This is a genomic window from Exiguobacterium sp. UBA3968, from assembly GCF_002385115.1.
Classification (GTDB): domain Bacteria; phylum Bacillota; class Bacilli; order Exiguobacteriales; family Exiguobacteriaceae; genus Exiguobacterium_A.
Window position 1 is genome coordinate 133,090 of record NZ_DGCW01000005.1, and the last position, 16,740, is coordinate 149,829.

Sequence of the window (16,740 nt, forward strand, 5' to 3'; positions counted from 1 at the left end):
ACCTCTTGCGTGATAGAATAATATCAGAGTCAAAGGGAAGCCTTAAGGAGGACAACAATCATGAATTTAGCAGGAATGATCGACCATACGGCACTGAAGCCAGAAACATCACGTGCTCAAATCGAAACACTCTGTAAAGAAGCATTAGAATACAAATTCGCAAGCGTCTGCGTTAACCCGACATACGTCGCGTTAGCATCAGAACTCTTAAAGTCAGATGATGACGTGAAAGTATGTACAGTCATCGGGTTCCCACTTGGAGCAAACACGCCAGAAGTGAAAGCATTCGAAACAAAGGATGCCATTCAAAACGGTGCAACAGAAATCGATATGGTTTTAAACATCGGCGCACTAAAAGATGGAAATCTTGAGTTAGTAGAACGTGATATTCGTGCAGTTGTCGAAGCGGCGAACGGTACGCTCGTTAAAGTCATCTTTGAAAACTGTCTTCTTACAAAAGAAGAAATCAAAACAGCTGCTGAACTTTCAGTTAAAGCAGGTGCTAACTTTGTGAAAACATCAACTGGTTTCTCAACAGGTGGTGCAACAGTCGAAGATATCCGTCTCATGCGTGAGACAGTCGGTCCTGATATCGGTGTTAAAGCGTCTGGTGGCGTTCGTGACTTCGAAGGTGCAAAAGCAATGATCGATGCAGGTGCATCACGCATTGGTGCTTCAGCAGGAATCGCAATCGTTACTGGTGGTACGTCTGATAGCGACTACTAAGAATATGTCACATGTTCCTCTTTTTTAGAGGGGCATGTTTTTTTGTTGTGGGATTATTCTGAATTTGGATTTTGTATTAAAAAGTCAGACATCGCTTCCGATAATCAGATGTAGAATGTCGGAAGGGTGTGGAATGAATGAAACGATGGAGTGGAATCATACTGGCATCGACACTAAGCCTTGCAGGATGCGGTAGTGTCATCGATGATCCAGAACGGGCAGTCAAGGAGCGAAAGGAAATGGCGGTCGTCTTATCGGATGTTGGTCTTGGCGATCAATCATTCAGCGATGCAGCGATGAGCGGTATGGCGTTGTTACGGGAGAAGGAAGGCTGGTCGATCGATTACCGGGAATTAAACGAAACGAAGACCTATAAAACAGCATTTGAAGCGTTAGCGAAAAAGAAGCCGACCGTTATCGTCGGACTCGGCTACATGGGGCAGACAGATCTTGAGACCGTTGCTAAAAAATATCCGAAACAACAATTCGCCTTGATTGATGCCGTCTCGACGTTACCGAACGTACTCTCGGTTACGTTCAAAGAGGACGAAGGAAGCTACTTAGCGGGTGCCGCTGCAGGAATCCAAACCAAGACGAATACGATTGGTTTCGTCGGTGGGATGAAGTCGCCTTTGATTGAGAAGTTCGAAAAAGGATACATAGCTGGCGCTAAAGCCGTCAATCCGAAAACAAAGGTACTCGTCGAATATGCGGAGGACTTTGCGGCGCCCGAAAAGGGACGGACGCTTGCAAACGAAATGATGCAGAAAAAGGCAGACGTGTTATATGCAGCTGCTGGATTAACAGGGAGCGGCGTCCTTGAGGCAGCGCAAACGAAGGGGAAAAAAGCTATCGGTGTTGATAGCGATCAGACCCCGATCGCGCCTGACGCCGTCATGACGTCGATGCTAAAACAAGTTGATCTTGCGATTACGAAAATCGGACAAGATGTGGATGCAAAAGGACTCCAATCTGGACAAGTCGTCCTTGGTGTCAAAGAAGGGGCAATCCAGTTGGCTCCAATCCGTAATACGAACTTTACGGACGGGGAACGAAAAAAATTAGAGCAGCTGCAACAAGATGTGCTCGAAGGTAAGGTGACGATCCAATGACGTTACGGAAACGATTTTTACTCTCAACATTAGTGACGATTTTGAGTGTCGTCATCTTGATGGGATGGACCTTGTTCCAACTCCGTCAAATTCAATCCTATAACGAAGACTACGGGAAACAACTCGTTGAAATTTCAGAACTCGAAACGAAGCTCTTATATGAACAGGCAGCATGGAACCGACTGGCAAGCCAACCGTCTGAGAGTCAGGCGGAGCAGGTTCAGGCTCTTAGTAAGAAGAACGAGCAAGCTTTGAATCAGCTACAGAAGACATATTTGATTCCAGCGTTTCAAGAAGAGTTGAACCGGGCGGATATGAAGTATAAGACGCTCGCTGCAAAACGGACGGAACTGACGGACGCGGTGAATCCGATTGACATTCGCTCCCATGCCGCACGAATTGAAGGTGTCCTCAGTGATCTCTATACGTTACATACGAAAAATGGGGAGTTTTATGATGTCTTACAACGTGAGGCAAAAGACGAGACATTGAATTTGACGCGGACCGTCCTAATCGCGACATTCCTCCTCTTGATTGGTCTAGCGTTATACAATTGGTACTTCGCACGTAGTATCACGCGACCGATCAGCCGTGTCGTCCGGACAGCAGAGCAAATTTCGGATGGAGACTTGTCACAGGAACTGGTCGTATCCGGTCGAAAAGATGAGATTGGTCGACTCGAGACGGCTGTTGCGCAGATGCAAGGAACTTTACATGAGGTCATCGGAACGATCAGTCGCTCGTCGAACACGATTCGTCAAATGAGTACGGAAGCGACGACAGAGAACGCGAACATCGTCGAAGTTTCTGGTAACATGACCCATGCGATTAATGAGATGGCGAGCGGTACACAAACGGTGTCGGATGATATCCAGACAACGGTCAGTACGATGGCTGATATGCAACAACTCTTCGAGGAGAGCGAACAACGCGCACAAACCGCTTATGCAGAAGGACAGGCGGCAGATCACGTGATGGTTCAAAGTAGTTCTGTCATGGAACAACAGGCTACTTCATTACGCGCGTCAACAGAACAAAATCGTGAACTCGGTCAGAAATTAGAAGGTTTCCTTGAGCAAACGCAACAAATCGAACAGATGGCGCAACTCGTCGCTGGAGTCTCTGCGCAGACGAACTTATTGTCACTCAATGCGGCAATCGAAGCGGCGCGAGCAGGGGAAGCCGGTCGTGGATTTGCCGTCGTGGCGAGTGAAGTTAAAAAGTTAGCAGATGAGACACACGAAGCGACGCGTTCGATCTTCTCACTCGTCCGTTCGATTCGCCAAGACGGCGCTGTTTTACAAGAAGCACTCGTGCAAGCGGAGCGGGAACAGACGAACCAGGTCGAGAATTTTACACACGTCCAACAAGCATTCGGTGAGACGCGTCAAAAAGTAGCGAGTGTGACCGAAACACTCGATTATGTGACGAAACAACTCGTACATTCGAAACAACAAGCCCGCCATGTCGTTGGTCAAGTCAGTACAGTTAGTGGTGTCATGGAAGAACTTGCAGCCGGAAATGAAGAGATTGCTGCTTCGATGCGTGATCAACAGGCATCGTTCGAACAGATTCATCAATTGATGCAAGAACTCGAGTCGACGACGACGTCGCTTGACAGTCAGACACATCAATTCAAAATTTAATGAACACAGCAAAAGTGCACGCATTCTCAGGAAGAGAAGGCGTGCACTTTTTCTTGAATCGACTTAGAAGAAGCTTTCTGGATCGAGCTCATTCGTCCGTCCATTCGCATCATACTGGTATCCACCATCGTGGATTTCAAAATGCAAGTGTGGACCAGTCGAGTTACCGGTGCTTCCGAGAACACCGATTTGCTGTCCTTGTTTGACTTGTTGTCCCTGTTTAACGTTCAAGGCATTCATATGGGCATACACGGTCGTATACGTTTTTCCGTCGATATTATGAGAGATATAGACGTGGTTGCCGTAAGGACCACCGGAACTTGCTAAGATGACTGTTCCATTTGCAGACGCAACGATTGGCGAGTTGAGTGGACCAGCGAAGTCGGTTCCATTGTGGTACGCATAACCATTACTTCCGCTTGCTGCACCCATTCCTTGCGAAACAGAGCCTTGAGCAGGTTTGATGAATTTACCTTTTGCTTTTGAGATGACTTTCGTGCTGGCCTTGCTAACAGATGCTGGCACTGCCGATTGTTTTGCAGCTTTTGCTGCAGCTGCTTTCGCGGCACGTGCTGCAGCTTTTTCTGCCTCTTCCTGTGCCTTCAGTTGGGCCGATGCCTCTTTCAGGCTAAGGATACTGGATTCGATTTTTTTCTTTTGCGACGTCAGACGTTTCAGAAGTGCTGTTCGCTTTTGTTTTTCTTGTTTTAATTCACGTTGTTTCTTTTTTAAAACATTACGATCTTCAATCAAGTCTTGGCGTGTCTGCTTCAGTTCTTCTTTCGCAGCTGCCAGTTCTTTTTTGTTTGATTCGTAATCTTTTAATAAAGAAGCATCACTTTCCGCGATTGTATTGAAGGCGTTGAAACGGCTAATCATATCACCGACATCTTTTGCGCCGAAGACGGCTTCAAGCAGTGGGGCGTTATCGGCTTTCGACTGACGGACCGCTAGACGATCACCGAGCATTTTTTCTTGTTTCTTGATTTTCTTTTGCAACTTCTCGATCTTATCTTCTAATCGAGCAATCTGTTTCGTGTTTTCGTCGATTTTCTTTTGATTCTCGACGACTTGTAATGTCAGCCCATTAATCTGTTGATCCAGGGCGTAGACTTGTTGCTGTGCTTTAGATAATTGATTATTTTTTTGAGACAACGCCTCGCGTTGCTTCGATTGTTGTTGCTGGTTTTGTTGTTGCTTTTCTCTATATGAACTTGCTGCGTCGACGGGAGTTGTCGTCATGAGCGGACTTGCGAGTAAAGTGAGTGTCATGAGCGATAGCCCGAGTGACTTTCTGAAAGGTCGTTTCATAAACTAAGCGTCATTCCTTTCCCTTGTGAAGTGTTACCTATCCCACTCTAACAAGAAAATCAGAAAATCCACTTTACAATTCTTTTAAAAAAATACAAGAGAAGCTAGCAGAAAGTATGAAGAATTTATGAAAATAATGATGCGTGAACAGAAGAATAAATAGAATATGTTGATATGAAAGGAAAAATCATTATGTAATTGATTGATTTCCGAATGATGTCAGAAGATATATTTTTGTAACATCGTATAAATAGAAGGTTTATTAATGTTTGAAAAAGGTATAAATATAGTTTTTGTGAAATGAAAAAGTGCCCCGAAAGGCACTCCATCCGAATCATTCTTCATAAATCATCTTTCGTGTCATCCCACCGTCTAGGACCAGTGTTTCGCCCGTCAAGAAATCGTTATCCGGGTGTGTTAGATAGAGAGCAGCACGAGCGACATCACTTGGTTTTCCGACGCGACCAGCTGGATGTTGACTATGATCTTCAGGTGATAATTCTTGATAGTCACCGGTTTCGATCCAACCAGGAGCAATCGCGTTGACGAGAATTCCGTCTTCTCCGAGTGAGACAGCAAGTGCATGGGTCAGAGCAAAAATGCCACCTTTCGTCGATGCATAAGATTCTGTATGCGGTTCCGACATGAAGGCGCGGGTCGAAGCCAGGTTGACGATCCGACCACCACTTTTACTTTGTTTCAAATAAGGTGTAGCGGCCTTAGTCGTTAAAAAGATACTACGCAGGTTCGTATGATGAACCCGATCCCATTCCTCAAGTGACAATTCGAGTAAGGGTTTTCGAATCATGATACCGGCGTTATTGATGACGATGTCGATACGACCAGTATGTTCAATCGCTTTCTCAATCAACAGTTGAACGTCTTTTTCGTGTTGGATATCGAGATGATAGAAGTAAGCCGTCCCACCATCTTCTTCAATTTGTTGAACTAATTCGTCTCCTGTCATCTGATCGATGTCAGCAAGAACGACATTTGCGCCATGCGCAGCGTAGGTGCGGGCGAGTTCTGCACCAATGCCATTCGCGGCTCCCGTAATGATGACGGTTTGATTAACATGATTCATAAAAATCATCCTTTCTGTAACGCTTCTCTCCCTTTTTTACCGTTCCATCATATCCTGAAACCTGACAGGATTATCATCCGTAGGAACAGGGAAATAGAAAAGCGTCGAAGTTACTTTAGAATGGGGGAAAATAGGAATGAAATTCTCGAATCAACAATTAGAAAAACAACAAAATCAATATGCCGAAGATGCAAAAGATTATATTGATCGCCCGAAAAAGACGAACTCGCTGTTACAACGAGCAACTGCAAAGGTAAACGGGAACTCTCGTTTGTCCGTCGTCTTTTCACCGTTGACGTTGTTCGTCGATATGATTCGCGCGTACCAGTCAGGTGAATACCGTAACATTCGTCGTACGACGATCTTAAAAGTAATCGGCGCATTGGTTTATCTCGTGTCACCAATTGACCTCGTACCTGATTTCGTACTCGGATTTGGATTTGCAGACGATATCGCGGTCATCCTTTTCGTCACGAAAACAGTCTTTGAAGAATTGACACGTTTCAGCGACTGGCAAGATGAACAACAAAAACGTCGTACGCAACCATTGCAAAGCGAGGATGCGTATTGATCAAATAGATGATCCGAGCGACTTCACACAAGAAGTCGCTCTTTTTTGTCTACAAAGAGCCGTTTCCTGTACGCCCTCTTGAAATTTCGATACACTAGAAATAGTTGGTAAAGAGAGAGGAGGGACGAAGGTGGGACATCATTGGATGGAGTCATACGGTTATATCGGGATCATGATGACGCTCATGTTTCCATTCATACCGAGCGAAGTACCGCTCGCGTATGCAGGATATCTCGTGCATACGGCACAGGCGAATCTGCTATTCATGGTGTTCCTTGCTGTAGTAAGCTTCGTCATTAGTCAGAACCTCTTTTTTACGATTGGACAGTTCGGGAGTGAACGGTTATTGAATCGTTTATTCAAATGGTTTCGGATTTCGGAAACAAAAATGCTCCAGTTTCAGACGCAAATGGAGACGAAAGGACGCTATATTCTTCTTCTTTCTCCGATGTGGCGTATCGGATTTGCGATTGGTGCCGGTCTAACTGGTGTTTCACGCTGGACGTTTACCGTCGTGACGACGATTTCCTTTTTCCTCTGGTCGACGCTCTTCATTTGGGGCGGGAAAGCTGTTGGTCATGAATGGCGAAAATTGCATCACCTCAATCATCCGATAGTTTGGATTGGTTTAGGCGTGTTGATTACGGTTGGCTATTTGATTCAGAAAAAGAGAAAAGCAAAAAAAGAGATGTAAAAGGAGTGGGAACATGGCAATTATCTTATTCGATATTGACGGTACATTGATTGACTCAACGGAACAAATGACAGAAGCAATCCATCGGGCGATGGAGGACATGCCGCATCTTCCAAAACCTTCGCAAGAAAGTGTTCAGGCAAGCTACGGTCTTGCAGGAAGCGCCTTTTGGCGAAAAGCGATTCCGGAAGCCTCAGAAGAGGATATTCGTTTAATTCGAAAAAAGAGACATGGTCATTTAGAAGATACGATGGTTGAACAGAATGTATTATTTGACGGAATTCGATCATTATTGCAAGCTCTTGTTTCAGCGGGACACACGGTCTCAACTGCAAGTAATTGCGGCAACCATTATCTAAACCTTGTGCTTGATAGTCAGGAAATCCGCTCGTTCTTCACAAGTCCGAAATGCTTGGAATCTGTCAATGGAAAAGAAAAATCGGATATCTTACGCGCTCACCGCGATGAGTTTGGAGAAGGATCTTACTGGATGATTGGAGATCGGTCTTCTGATGTCGAAGCGGCTCGTAAGGAACATATGCCGGTCGTCTTATGTCAATATGGTTTTGGTACGCCATCCGAGTGGAATTCGGCAGATCATGTCATCGAGACACCGCTTGATTTGTTAACAGTGATTGAAAAATAAAGAAGTAAAAAGCCAAGCTAGACACGTCGATTTTTTCAGACGGTCGGCTTGGCTTTTTTGTGGTTAAAATATCAATCAAGATGCACTTACTCGAAATCGAGTCGGTACGATTCTGCGCTCATCCATGGACGGAACTTCCGGAAGAGTAGATGGAACAATAAACAGAGAATAATGGGTAAGACGATAAAAAGACCAAGCACGAATGTCATATTGAAGAGCGTCCATCCTCCTGACATCAGGTGTAGCGCATTGATTGGACCGATTAAACCAGACATTCCAAATCCGGCACTAAACGGTGTACCTTGAACACCGAGCATTCCTGCTAATGCACCAAGGATAGCGGCACTACACATGACAGGTAGAATCATCAATGGATTACGAATGAAGTTCGCCATCTGGATTTTAGGAGAACCAAGAAAATGAGCAATCGACGTTCCGCGTGAATTCGCTTGCCAACCGGCAATCGCAAGACCGAACCCAGCGGCACAGACACCTAGATTGGCAGCTCCGGCAGCAACACCCGATAAACTGATCGCGGTCGCAATGCCGACCGTCGAAAGCGGAGAGACGATGAGAACGGAAAAGGCGACCGCAATTAGAATGCCCATCAAGACGGGTTGAAGTGCCGTGAAGTCTGAGATGACATGTCCTATTGCTGTTGTGATCCGTGTGACGAACGGATACGTCAGAACACCAATTCCACCGGCACCGACAATCAAAATCGTTGGCATGACAAGCACCGTATATGTTTTGAAGCGTTCACCAATCAATAAGACGATTGCTGTTGCAATAGCTGCCGTCAAACCAGCATTGATGACATCACCTGTACCGACGAAAACGAATGTCGCATCCGCACGGGTCGCAACACCTGAGCCGACGACCGTCGCGAGTCCAATCGATGTGGTGGCGATCGGTGTCACTTTAAATTGCATCGCTACGGCGACACCAATCACCATTGGTAAAAGTCGCATCGCGAGTGTCGTTGCGTCCAAAACGTGTTGGGCACCAGAAACGTATGGCAATAATGCCTTAGCGAGTTCACCGAGTAAGGCTCCTGGAATAAGGGCAACGAGAATTCCAATACTGAGACCGTTTAAAACATGCACTGCAAATTGACGTGGCTGACGCAAAATAGATGAATCCACAAAATCCTCTCCTTATGTAACGCTTTTGTGCATAACAGTATAAAAGTTATGAATTGTGTTTTATCTTACGGTAAGAACAGAAGGACGTCAAGGAAAAGTTAGAAAATTCCAAACGAGCAAAGGATTCGTCTTTCAGAAACGGAATTGTTACAGTGAAGAAGTATATTGAATGAGGAGGTCATGAATCATGTCAGAACAACGTATCGTATTAGCGGAACGACCAAACGGAAAACCAACAGGGGAAACATTCCGTTATGAATCATTTGAGTTAGCAGATTTACGAGAAGGGCAAGTCGCACTGGAGTCACTCTATATCTCAGTCGATCCATATATGCGGGGACGTATGAACGATACGCGTTCTTATTCGCAACCGTTTGAGATTGATGAACCGATTCACGGGGGTGTCGTAGCGCGTGTCATCGAGTCTAAAAGTGAGGCGTTCAAGTCAGGTGATGTCGTCGTGGGGATGCTCGATTGGGCAACGAAAGCAGTCGTCGATGCGAAAAGTGTCCGTAAAATCGATGAGCAGATCGCTCCAATCTCAACAGCGCTCGGTGTTCTCGGAATGACAGGGATGACGGCGTATTTCGGGTTGCTTGATATCGGGAATCCACAGCCAGGAGAAACTGTTGTCGTATCGGCAGCAGCAGGTGCTGTTGGATCGATCGTTGGTCAAATCGCTAAAATCAAAGGTGCACGAGTAGTTGGGATTGCAGGAAGTGACGAAAAGTTACAGCACTTAAAAGCAGATCTTGGTTTTGACGAAGTCATCAACTACAAAACGGAAGACATCCGGAAAGCATTAGACCGGACGTGTCCAGACGGCATCGATGTTTATTTTGAAAATGTCGGTGGAGAGATCGGCGATGCGGTTCTGGATCGGCTTAATCCATTCGCGCGGGTACCGGTCTGCGGCGCTATTTCTGGGTATAACGCACATCAGGACATCGGTCCACGTGTTCAATCGAAATTAATCATTGCGCGTGCGCGCATGCAAGGTTTCTTAGTGGGGGATTATGGCAAACGATTCAAGGAAGCGGCTGAGCAACTCGGTCAATGGGTCAGTGAAGGGAAATTACGATATGAAGAGACGATCTTTGAAGGCTTCGATCGTGTACCAGATGCTTTCCTCGGATTATTCGATGGCTCGAACACAGGGAAACTATTAGTAAAAGTTAAGTAATACGCCAAAAGAGGTTGCGGAATTATTCCGCAACCTCTTTTTTATGGCATGAGATTCATGAATCCTTTTGATCGCGCTTGAGTTCTTCTGGATCTGGATCCGGATGTTGTGTTTCCGCAGGTTTGATTCCGGGATCTGATGTCTCAGCTGGATCAGGGTCCGGGTGAAGACCAACGTCTGCCTTTTCATCTGGTAAATCATGATTTTTTTCGTTTAACATGTCCAGTCATCTCCTTTTATCAGTACGTAGTAATGTTTCCCCGTTTTTTAAATCCAAAACAATGAGAGTGCATAAGAGTCGTTTTCGAAAACGCGTAAATGATTTCCACGGACAAGAAAGCGAAACCGGTCGATTTCCTAGGAAATACAGGTTGACTGAAATGGAATGTAAGGAAAATCCAAAAAAGCTTCACTAAGTCTTTACAAAAACCTTGCAAGTCCTTCAAGTAGCCTTTGAATTGCTTCCGTAGACTAAAAAAGAGTTGAAAAGAGGAAGGGTGTTTACGTGTGAGTGATCAAAAATGGAAACGACAAATCATGCAACAACTAAACTGGGTTCGCGAAGAGAAAAAGCGGCTCACAAGCGAGACGACAGCAAGTAAAGAGTCACTCGAAAAAATTCGTCAGCTGGACGTCTTGCGTCTGCCAACGGTTCGAACTTCTAAAAACACGACGACACGTTATCAACAAAATAGCCAAGCGTCATTACTAGATCAATTGGATGTCTCACATATTCCGGTACGGACGACGACGCGTTATTATGAAAAACGACCAATCGAGATGGCAATCGTCTGCTCGGAATTCATGTATGCCTATTATGAAGATGCCGTTCATCTCCATTATGTCAATGCGAACACATTCGAAGAAGTTTTCGAGCGCGAGATTGATCTCTTTTTGGTCGTATCTTCATGGAAAGGATTACGTGGGGATGATTGGAAAGGTGTCGCCACACCAAATTCAAAGAAACGCCAACGGTTACTTTCGATGATGCAGGAAGTCAAAGCCAAAGGAATTCCAGTCGTCTTTCAATCGACGGAAGACCCGAGTAACCATGAACGGTTTCAAGACGTGGCTCAAGCTGCCAATTATGTCCTGACTTCAGATGAGGCGATGATTCCTGAATATCGTGTTTTATGTGGGCATGATCGAATCATGGCGATGCCGTTTGGAGTCAATCCATTGATTCACAATCCGATTGGAGCGACACGTAGCCGAAAGAAGGGCGTTTTATTCGCCGGTAGCTGGATGGCGAAATATCCGGAGCGTGTGAAAGATACGGAGATGTTGTTTGATGGGGTCATGCAGTCTTCGCACGAACTCGATATCGTGGACCGGAATTATCATCTCGACTTACCAGCCTATCAGTTTCCGGAACGCTATCAATCACGGGTCGCACCAGCGATTCCTTATGATGCCTTACAACAAGTCAGTAAATGTTATGACTGGGTCCTGAACCTAAATAGCATCAAATATAGTAAGACGATGTGTGCCCGTCGCGTCTATGAATCGCAAGCACTCGGTAATTTGATCCTGTCGAATTACAGTATCGCCGTCAACAACGAGTTTCCGAACATCTTCACCGTACATGACGCACAGGAGGCGACGGCGATCGTAGAACGCACATCGCAAGAAGAAATCGAACGTTTACGAGCAGAAGGACTTCGTGTCGTCATGACGGAGCATACAGTCTTCGAACGGATGGATCAGATTCTAGCGTTCATTGGACGAGTACCTGAAACACGAAAGCATCGTTTACTAATCGTTGTCGCTCAGGATGGGGAAGTCATTCGTGACGTGATCAATCGTCAAAGTCTCACACCAGACGAAATCGTCTCAGCGGATGCACTGACGGAGCAAACCTATGATCAAGCTGATCTCGTTGCTTGGATGGATGGGCATGAATCCTACGGTGAATATTATTTAGAGGACCTCGTGAATGGCTTTAAATATAGCGATGCCAGCATTGTCCGAAAGGGGAGCCAACATCCATATCATCTACATGAGATGAGCGGTAGCCGAAACGGTGCGATTATCTGGCGGTCAGATATCGGATATGACGCGTTCCAAGCAGGTGAATTGAACGGAAAAACGCTGTTGCTCGATCAATTTGAGTGGAACGAGCAGACAGTAGTTCCGACGGATCACACACCGCAACTGTCGGTCGTTGTTCCCATCTATAACAATGGGAAACATCTCACGTATAAATGCTTCGCCAGTCTAACACGGATGGATCGATTCATGGAGTCCGAGATTTTACTTGTAGATGATGGATCGACGGACATAGAGGCACGTCAAGCCGTAGAACGTCTCGCGCGACGTTATAGCAATGTCAGAACCTATTTCTTCGAGACAGGTGGTAGTGGTAGTGCTTCGCGTCCTCGCAACAAGGGAGTCGAGATGGCACGAGCTGACTATGTGACGTTCCTTGATCCAGATAACGAGGTACTCAGCGATCGTTATGCCTTTTTGCTTCAGGAATTAGAGAACGATCCATCACTTGATTTTGTAGCGGGTCATATGAAAAAACTTGCCGAGAAGACGAGTATCATCGCCTTGCCGACGATTCGCAAACAAGGACGAACGGTTTGTGAAGATCCAAAAGCTTTTCTATTGAAACATCGCTTTGCGGTACAAAGCATTCAAGCACTCGTCGTCCGTCGTACCTTCTTGCTCGAACATCAATTGGAACAGGTCGTCGGTGCAGTCGGTCAGGACTCCTTGTTTTTCCAGGAATTGATGCTTCGCGCCAATCGTGTCTTACTCGTCAATCGGGTCATCCATTATTATTATGCAGCAGTTGCAGGATCGACCGTGAATGCATTGACGGTGAAATTTTTTGAACGCAGTGTTGTCCGAGAACGGGCACGAGCTGAGAAATTCGCTCGTTATGGAGTGCTTGAGGAATACAAGGAAACACGATTCGAGCATTTCTTCGAGCATTGGTATCTCGTTAAATTACGCTACTGCAGTGATAAGGATTTCGCACCAAGTGTCGCATTGTTGCGCACAATCATTGGTTTCTATGAGCCGATCACATTGACGAACCCGTTGATCCGTCGATTCATGGAGCTTGCAGACCGTCAGGAGACAGATCGCCTTCAACATCTATTACTTGAGGAGGTGCAGAAATGACGGCATCGATGAAGACAGCACGACCAAAAGATCAAATCCGAGCAGCTTACTACGATCAATTAGGGGGGGGATTCGGTAAAAAAGTGCGCGCGCGTGTTCACTGGATCGTTCGACAAGCAAAAGGGGAGCACATTTTAGATATCGGTTGTTCCGGTGGAGTTGTTCCGATTTTGCTTGGACGGGAAGGGAAACATGTCGTCGGAATCGATGTCTTACCAGAAGCGATTACTGAAGCCAAACAAGCATTGCTTGAGGAACCGGCATCCGTAAAGGAAAAAGTGGAGTTACATGAAGCGAATGTCATGACGTATACACCTGACATTCAATTCGACACAGTCTTGATGACGGAAGTATTGGAACATATCGGGGAGCCGGAACGCTTCATCGCTCGTGCCGTCTCGTTCATCGCACCAGAAGGACGACTCGTCATCACAGTTCCATTTGGAGTGAACGATTATGCGGATCACAAACGGACGTATTATTTAAATCGACTGCTTGAACAGTTGACGCCCTTCGGTAAAATCGAGACGGTCGAGCGGCTTGATAAGTGGCTTGGAATCACGATTCAAGTCTATCCTGAACCACGAGATGGTCGAGCAATTGTACCAACGGAAGTCGAATGGCTCGAGGATGCCTTTGAAGAAGTGGAACGATTGCATCTTGCAACGATCATTGACTTAAAGCGCAAGCAACAGACTCTAGAACGAAAAGTTCAACGGTTAGCGGAACAAACAGATTTATTCGAGCAGGCACAAGCGGAATCACTACGTCATGAACAGCAACTACAGGAACAGCGTGAACAATATAAGATGCTCGAAGAACAATATGCCGCACTTCTTGATCGATTCGAAGCGTCATTGGTGTCAAATCTAGAATTGCTGGAGGTGAATGCATCATGGAAATCAAAATACCGCTCACTCGCGCGTTCAAAGCTCGGAAAAATCGTCGTCCGCTACTGGAAGTTCCGACGTCAACTCAAACAGCGCCGGAGTCGTCGATGAACGTCTTGATGATTTGTCAAAATTTCTATCCGGAAATTGGCAGTGCGGCAAACCGAATGAAGAATATCTTCAAGCGGATGGAACAAGCGGGAAGTGACGTTCATGTCCTGACGTCAGAACCGCTTTATCCGACGGCAGAACTCTATACGGACTCGATGTTCTGGGATGAACCGAGCCTCGACACGGCACATGTGACTCGTATCCAACCGCGTGACGTCCGGGCGACGAATAATTTATGGCGGCGCCTTCGCTTGTTCGTGGAACAATTCGTACTTGCGGTGAAAGAGGTTCGACATGATCCAAAATCCTACGCCTACATCTATGCGACGACGCCGTCTATCTTCATGGGGCTCGTCGGGGTCGTCGCGAAACATGTCAAAAAGGCTCCTTTGATTCTTGATGTGCGTGATTTATGGCCAGAATCGTTGATTGGCGTCGGCATTACGAAATCGCGTCTCTTATTGACTCCGCTCTACTGGCTTGAAAAGTGGATGTATCGACAGGCGGATCAATTGGTCATCAACAGTGAAGGTTTTCGATCGTATATCGAAGGACGAGGCATTGCACCGGAAAAAATTCATTATATCCCGAACTCGATCGAGGAAAACGAGTGGTTAATCAAACGTCGAAAAGTATCGGAACAAGTTCGCGTCGTGTATACAGGGAATATCGGGCTCGCGCAAGATGTATTCTTGTTACTCGATGTCGCACAGGAACTTCAACAAGAACAGGATATCAGCTTTCAAGTCGTCGGTTACGGTTATCACAAACAAACGTTCGAACGACTCGTCAAGGAACGTGGATTGACGAATATCGAGTTTCTTGACGCGATGCCACGCTGGGATGCGTTGAAACAACTCGCGAAGAGTGACATCGCCTTTGCGACACTCGTCGAGAGTACAGCGTTCGATACAGTGACACCAGGCAAAATCATCGACTACATGGCGATGGGCTGTGCCATCGTCGGTGCGGTATCCGGTCATGCGGCGCATGTCATCGAAGAAGCAGGAGCCGGTTATGTGTCTGTCCAGCGGAAAAAAGAGGAGATCGTCGATCATATTCTCGAGTTATCACGAAATCCAGAGAAACGTGCAACGATGGGACGGGCGGGTGTGGATTACGTCCAACGCCATTTCGATTGGGAACAAAATGAACAGCGCTTGTTTGAAGCCATCGAACAAACGCAGTCACGAAAGGCGGTCGCAGAATGAAGCGCATTGGAATGTTTGTTTGGAATCCTTTTACGAATGACGCCCGTGTCTTACGTGAATGTACGGCACTCGTCGAAGCAGGACACCGCGTGGACCTATACTGTCTAAATGACGGCACACTTCCAGAAGTCGAATACCCGATGTCAGGGTTTCGCGTCATTCGAATCGACCGGACGCCACCTTTTGCAAGGTGGCTCCCGTTCTTTCGCAAACGGAAAAAACGGACACTTGCTATCGGATTGATGGGTGCGCTTCTTGCGCCATGGCTCATTCCCGTGATGCTCGTGCTCTTTTTATTCATGCGAAGTCGATTCATCCGTTACGCCCTATATAACAGTTTCGGCATTCTTCGTATGACACGTGCTGCCCGGAAGCATAATTACGACGTCATGCATGCGAACGATGTCAATACGTTACCACAAGCGATTGGGGCGGCGCGTGGTGCACAAATCGTCTATGACTCGCATGAAGTCCAGACCGATCGGACAGGATACGGAAGCATGCAAGGGAAATTAGAACGCTGGTTGCTTCGATTCGTCGACCAGACGATCGTTGAAAATGACACGCGTGCAGATTATCATCAAAAATTATATGGAACCCGACCATCCGTCTTGCACAATTATCCGTTTTACGAACCGATTATTCCGCAACCGCGACCGTTACGCGAAGAGTTAGCACTCGCACCAGATGAGCCGATTTTGTTGTATCAAGGCGGGATCCAGGAAGGACGTGGACTGGAGCGACTCATTGAAGCGATGCCGTTCATCGATCGTGGAACATTGATTTTCGTTGGAGATGGAAAATTAAAAGAAAAACTGATGCAACTGGCCACGCAATCATCGGAAAAGTCTCGCATCCGCTTCATTGATAAGGTTCCGCTTGCTGAACTACCAAGCTATACGGCAGCGGCGACGGTCGGCTTTCAAGTCCTCCAGAACGTTTGCTTCAATCATTATTCAGCTTCTTCGAATAAACTATTCGAATACATGGCAGCGTTGATTCCTGTCATCGCGGCCGACTTACCAGAAATCCGTCGTGTCGTCGAAACAGAAGGAGTTGGATTAATCGTCGATGTCGAATCACCGCATAGTATCGCCGAGGCGGTCAATCGTCTAGTGAAGGATAAGAGCTTGCGCGGAGTGATGCAGGAGCGAGCAAGCGTAGCAAGGAGACAATACAACTGGGAGCAAGAAAAAGGCCGACTTCTTGCTGTCTATGACTCGATTTTCATGGAATCTGGGACAAAATAAGAAAAATAGTCAACGACTCGAAGGGAAA

The 16,740-nt window shown here is 46.4% G+C and carries 15 protein-coding genes; 11 read left to right on the forward strand and 4 right to left on the reverse strand.

Going from position 1 to position 16,740, the window contains the following annotated elements; genetic code table 11:
- Positions 1–60: 60 nt before the first annotated feature.
- The 3 genes from deoC to B3S86_RS02360 all read left to right on the forward strand — a co-directional run bounded on the left by deoC (position 61) and on the right by B3S86_RS02360 (position 3,484).
- The gene (deoC, locus tag B3S86_RS02350; RefSeq protein WP_035409273.1) at positions 61–726 is read left to right on the forward strand and encodes a deoxyribose-phosphate aldolase; all 666 of its coding nucleotides are present in this window, start codon (positions 61–63) and stop codon (positions 724–726) included.
- A gap of 137 nt (positions 727–863) precedes the next feature.
- On the forward strand, positions 864–1,838 hold the full coding sequence (locus B3S86_RS02355; RefSeq protein WP_056060078.1) for a BMP family lipoprotein: 975 nt from the start codon (positions 864–866) through the stop codon (positions 1,836–1,838).
- Complete coding sequence (locus B3S86_RS02360; RefSeq protein ID WP_290748764.1) at positions 1,835–3,484, forward strand: methyl-accepting chemotaxis protein; 1,650 nt, start codon at positions 1,835–1,837, stop codon at positions 3,482–3,484. Before B3S86_RS02355 ends, B3S86_RS02360 begins: the two co-directional genes overlap by 4 nt.
- Before the next feature lie 63 nt (positions 3,485–3,547).
- Here the strand turns inward: B3S86_RS02360 and B3S86_RS02365 are convergent, their stop codons facing one another.
- Together B3S86_RS02365 and B3S86_RS02370 are read right to left on the reverse strand one after the other, a co-directional pair.
- On the reverse strand, positions 3,548–4,795 hold the full coding sequence (locus B3S86_RS02365) for a murein hydrolase activator EnvC family protein (RefSeq protein WP_290748767.1): 1,248 nt from the start codon (positions 4,793–4,795) through the stop codon (positions 3,548–3,550).
- 334 nt (positions 4,796–5,129) lie between these two features.
- Entirely contained in the window at positions 5,130–5,879 is a 750-nt protein-coding gene (locus B3S86_RS02370) for an SDR family NAD(P)-dependent oxidoreductase (protein ID WP_035409264.1), read from the reverse strand.
- Between the two features lie 136 nt (positions 5,880–6,015).
- Between B3S86_RS02370 and B3S86_RS02375 the strand changes: the two genes are divergently transcribed.
- The 3 genes from B3S86_RS02375 to B3S86_RS02385 all read left to right on the forward strand — a co-directional run bounded on the left by B3S86_RS02375 (position 6,016) and on the right by B3S86_RS02385 (position 7,790).
- Positions 6,016–6,450 (forward strand): YkvA family protein, encoded by a 435-nt coding sequence (locus B3S86_RS02375; protein WP_035409261.1) that lies wholly within the window; start codon positions 6,016–6,018, stop codon positions 6,448–6,450.
- A 130-nt stretch (positions 6,451–6,580) separates the two neighbouring features.
- Positions 6,581–7,144, forward strand: a complete 564-nt coding sequence (locus tag B3S86_RS02380; RefSeq protein ID WP_035409260.1) for a DedA family protein — start codon at positions 6,581–6,583, stop codon at positions 7,142–7,144.
- A gap of 13 nt (positions 7,145–7,157) precedes the next feature.
- Entirely contained in the window at positions 7,158–7,790 is a 633-nt protein-coding gene (locus B3S86_RS02385) for an HAD family hydrolase (RefSeq protein ID WP_035409257.1), read from the forward strand.
- An 86-nt stretch (positions 7,791–7,876) separates the two neighbouring features.
- On the opposite strand, the gene B3S86_RS02390 is transcribed toward B3S86_RS02385, so the two are convergent.
- The gene (locus B3S86_RS02390) at positions 7,877–8,935 is read right to left on the reverse strand and encodes a PTS transporter subunit IIC (protein ID WP_290748772.1); all 1,059 of its coding nucleotides are present in this window, start codon (positions 8,933–8,935) and stop codon (positions 7,877–7,879) included.
- Positions 8,936–9,122: 187 nt separating this feature from the next.
- Between B3S86_RS02390 and B3S86_RS02395 the strand changes: the two genes are divergently transcribed.
- Positions 9,123–10,118, forward strand: coding sequence for an NADP-dependent oxidoreductase (locus tag B3S86_RS02395; RefSeq protein ID WP_290748774.1), 996 nt, complete (start codon positions 9,123–9,125; stop codon positions 10,116–10,118).
- Between the two features lie 55 nt (positions 10,119–10,173).
- On the opposite strand, the gene B3S86_RS02400 is transcribed toward B3S86_RS02395, so the two are convergent.
- Entirely contained in the window at positions 10,174–10,338 is a 165-nt protein-coding gene (locus B3S86_RS02400) for a hypothetical protein (RefSeq protein WP_197026223.1), read from the reverse strand.
- 287 nt (positions 10,339–10,625) lie between these two features.
- Between B3S86_RS02400 and B3S86_RS02405 the strand changes: the two genes are divergently transcribed.
- The 4 genes from B3S86_RS02405 to B3S86_RS02420 are packed head-to-tail and all read left to right on the forward strand — an operon-like array spanning position 10,626 to position 16,712.
- Positions 10,626–13,250 (forward strand): glycosyltransferase, encoded by a 2,625-nt coding sequence (locus B3S86_RS02405; protein ID WP_290748779.1) that lies wholly within the window; start codon positions 10,626–10,628, stop codon positions 13,248–13,250.
- Positions 13,247–14,251: a class I SAM-dependent methyltransferase gene (locus B3S86_RS02410; RefSeq protein ID WP_035409251.1), complete on the forward strand. Its 1,005-nt coding sequence runs from the start codon at positions 13,247–13,249 to the stop codon at positions 14,249–14,251. Before B3S86_RS02405 ends, B3S86_RS02410 begins: the two co-directional genes overlap by 4 nt.
- A complete protein-coding gene (locus B3S86_RS02415; RefSeq protein WP_290748785.1) occupies positions 14,146–15,462 on the forward strand; it encodes a glycosyltransferase family 4 protein in 1,317 nt (438 codons plus the stop codon). The genes B3S86_RS02410 and B3S86_RS02415 overlap by 106 nt, the downstream gene beginning before the upstream one ends.
- Positions 15,459–16,712: a glycosyltransferase gene (locus B3S86_RS02420; protein ID WP_290748788.1), complete on the forward strand. Its 1,254-nt coding sequence runs from the start codon at positions 15,459–15,461 to the stop codon at positions 16,710–16,712. Before B3S86_RS02415 ends, B3S86_RS02420 begins: the two co-directional genes overlap by 4 nt.
- Positions 16,713–16,740 lie beyond the last annotated feature (28 nt).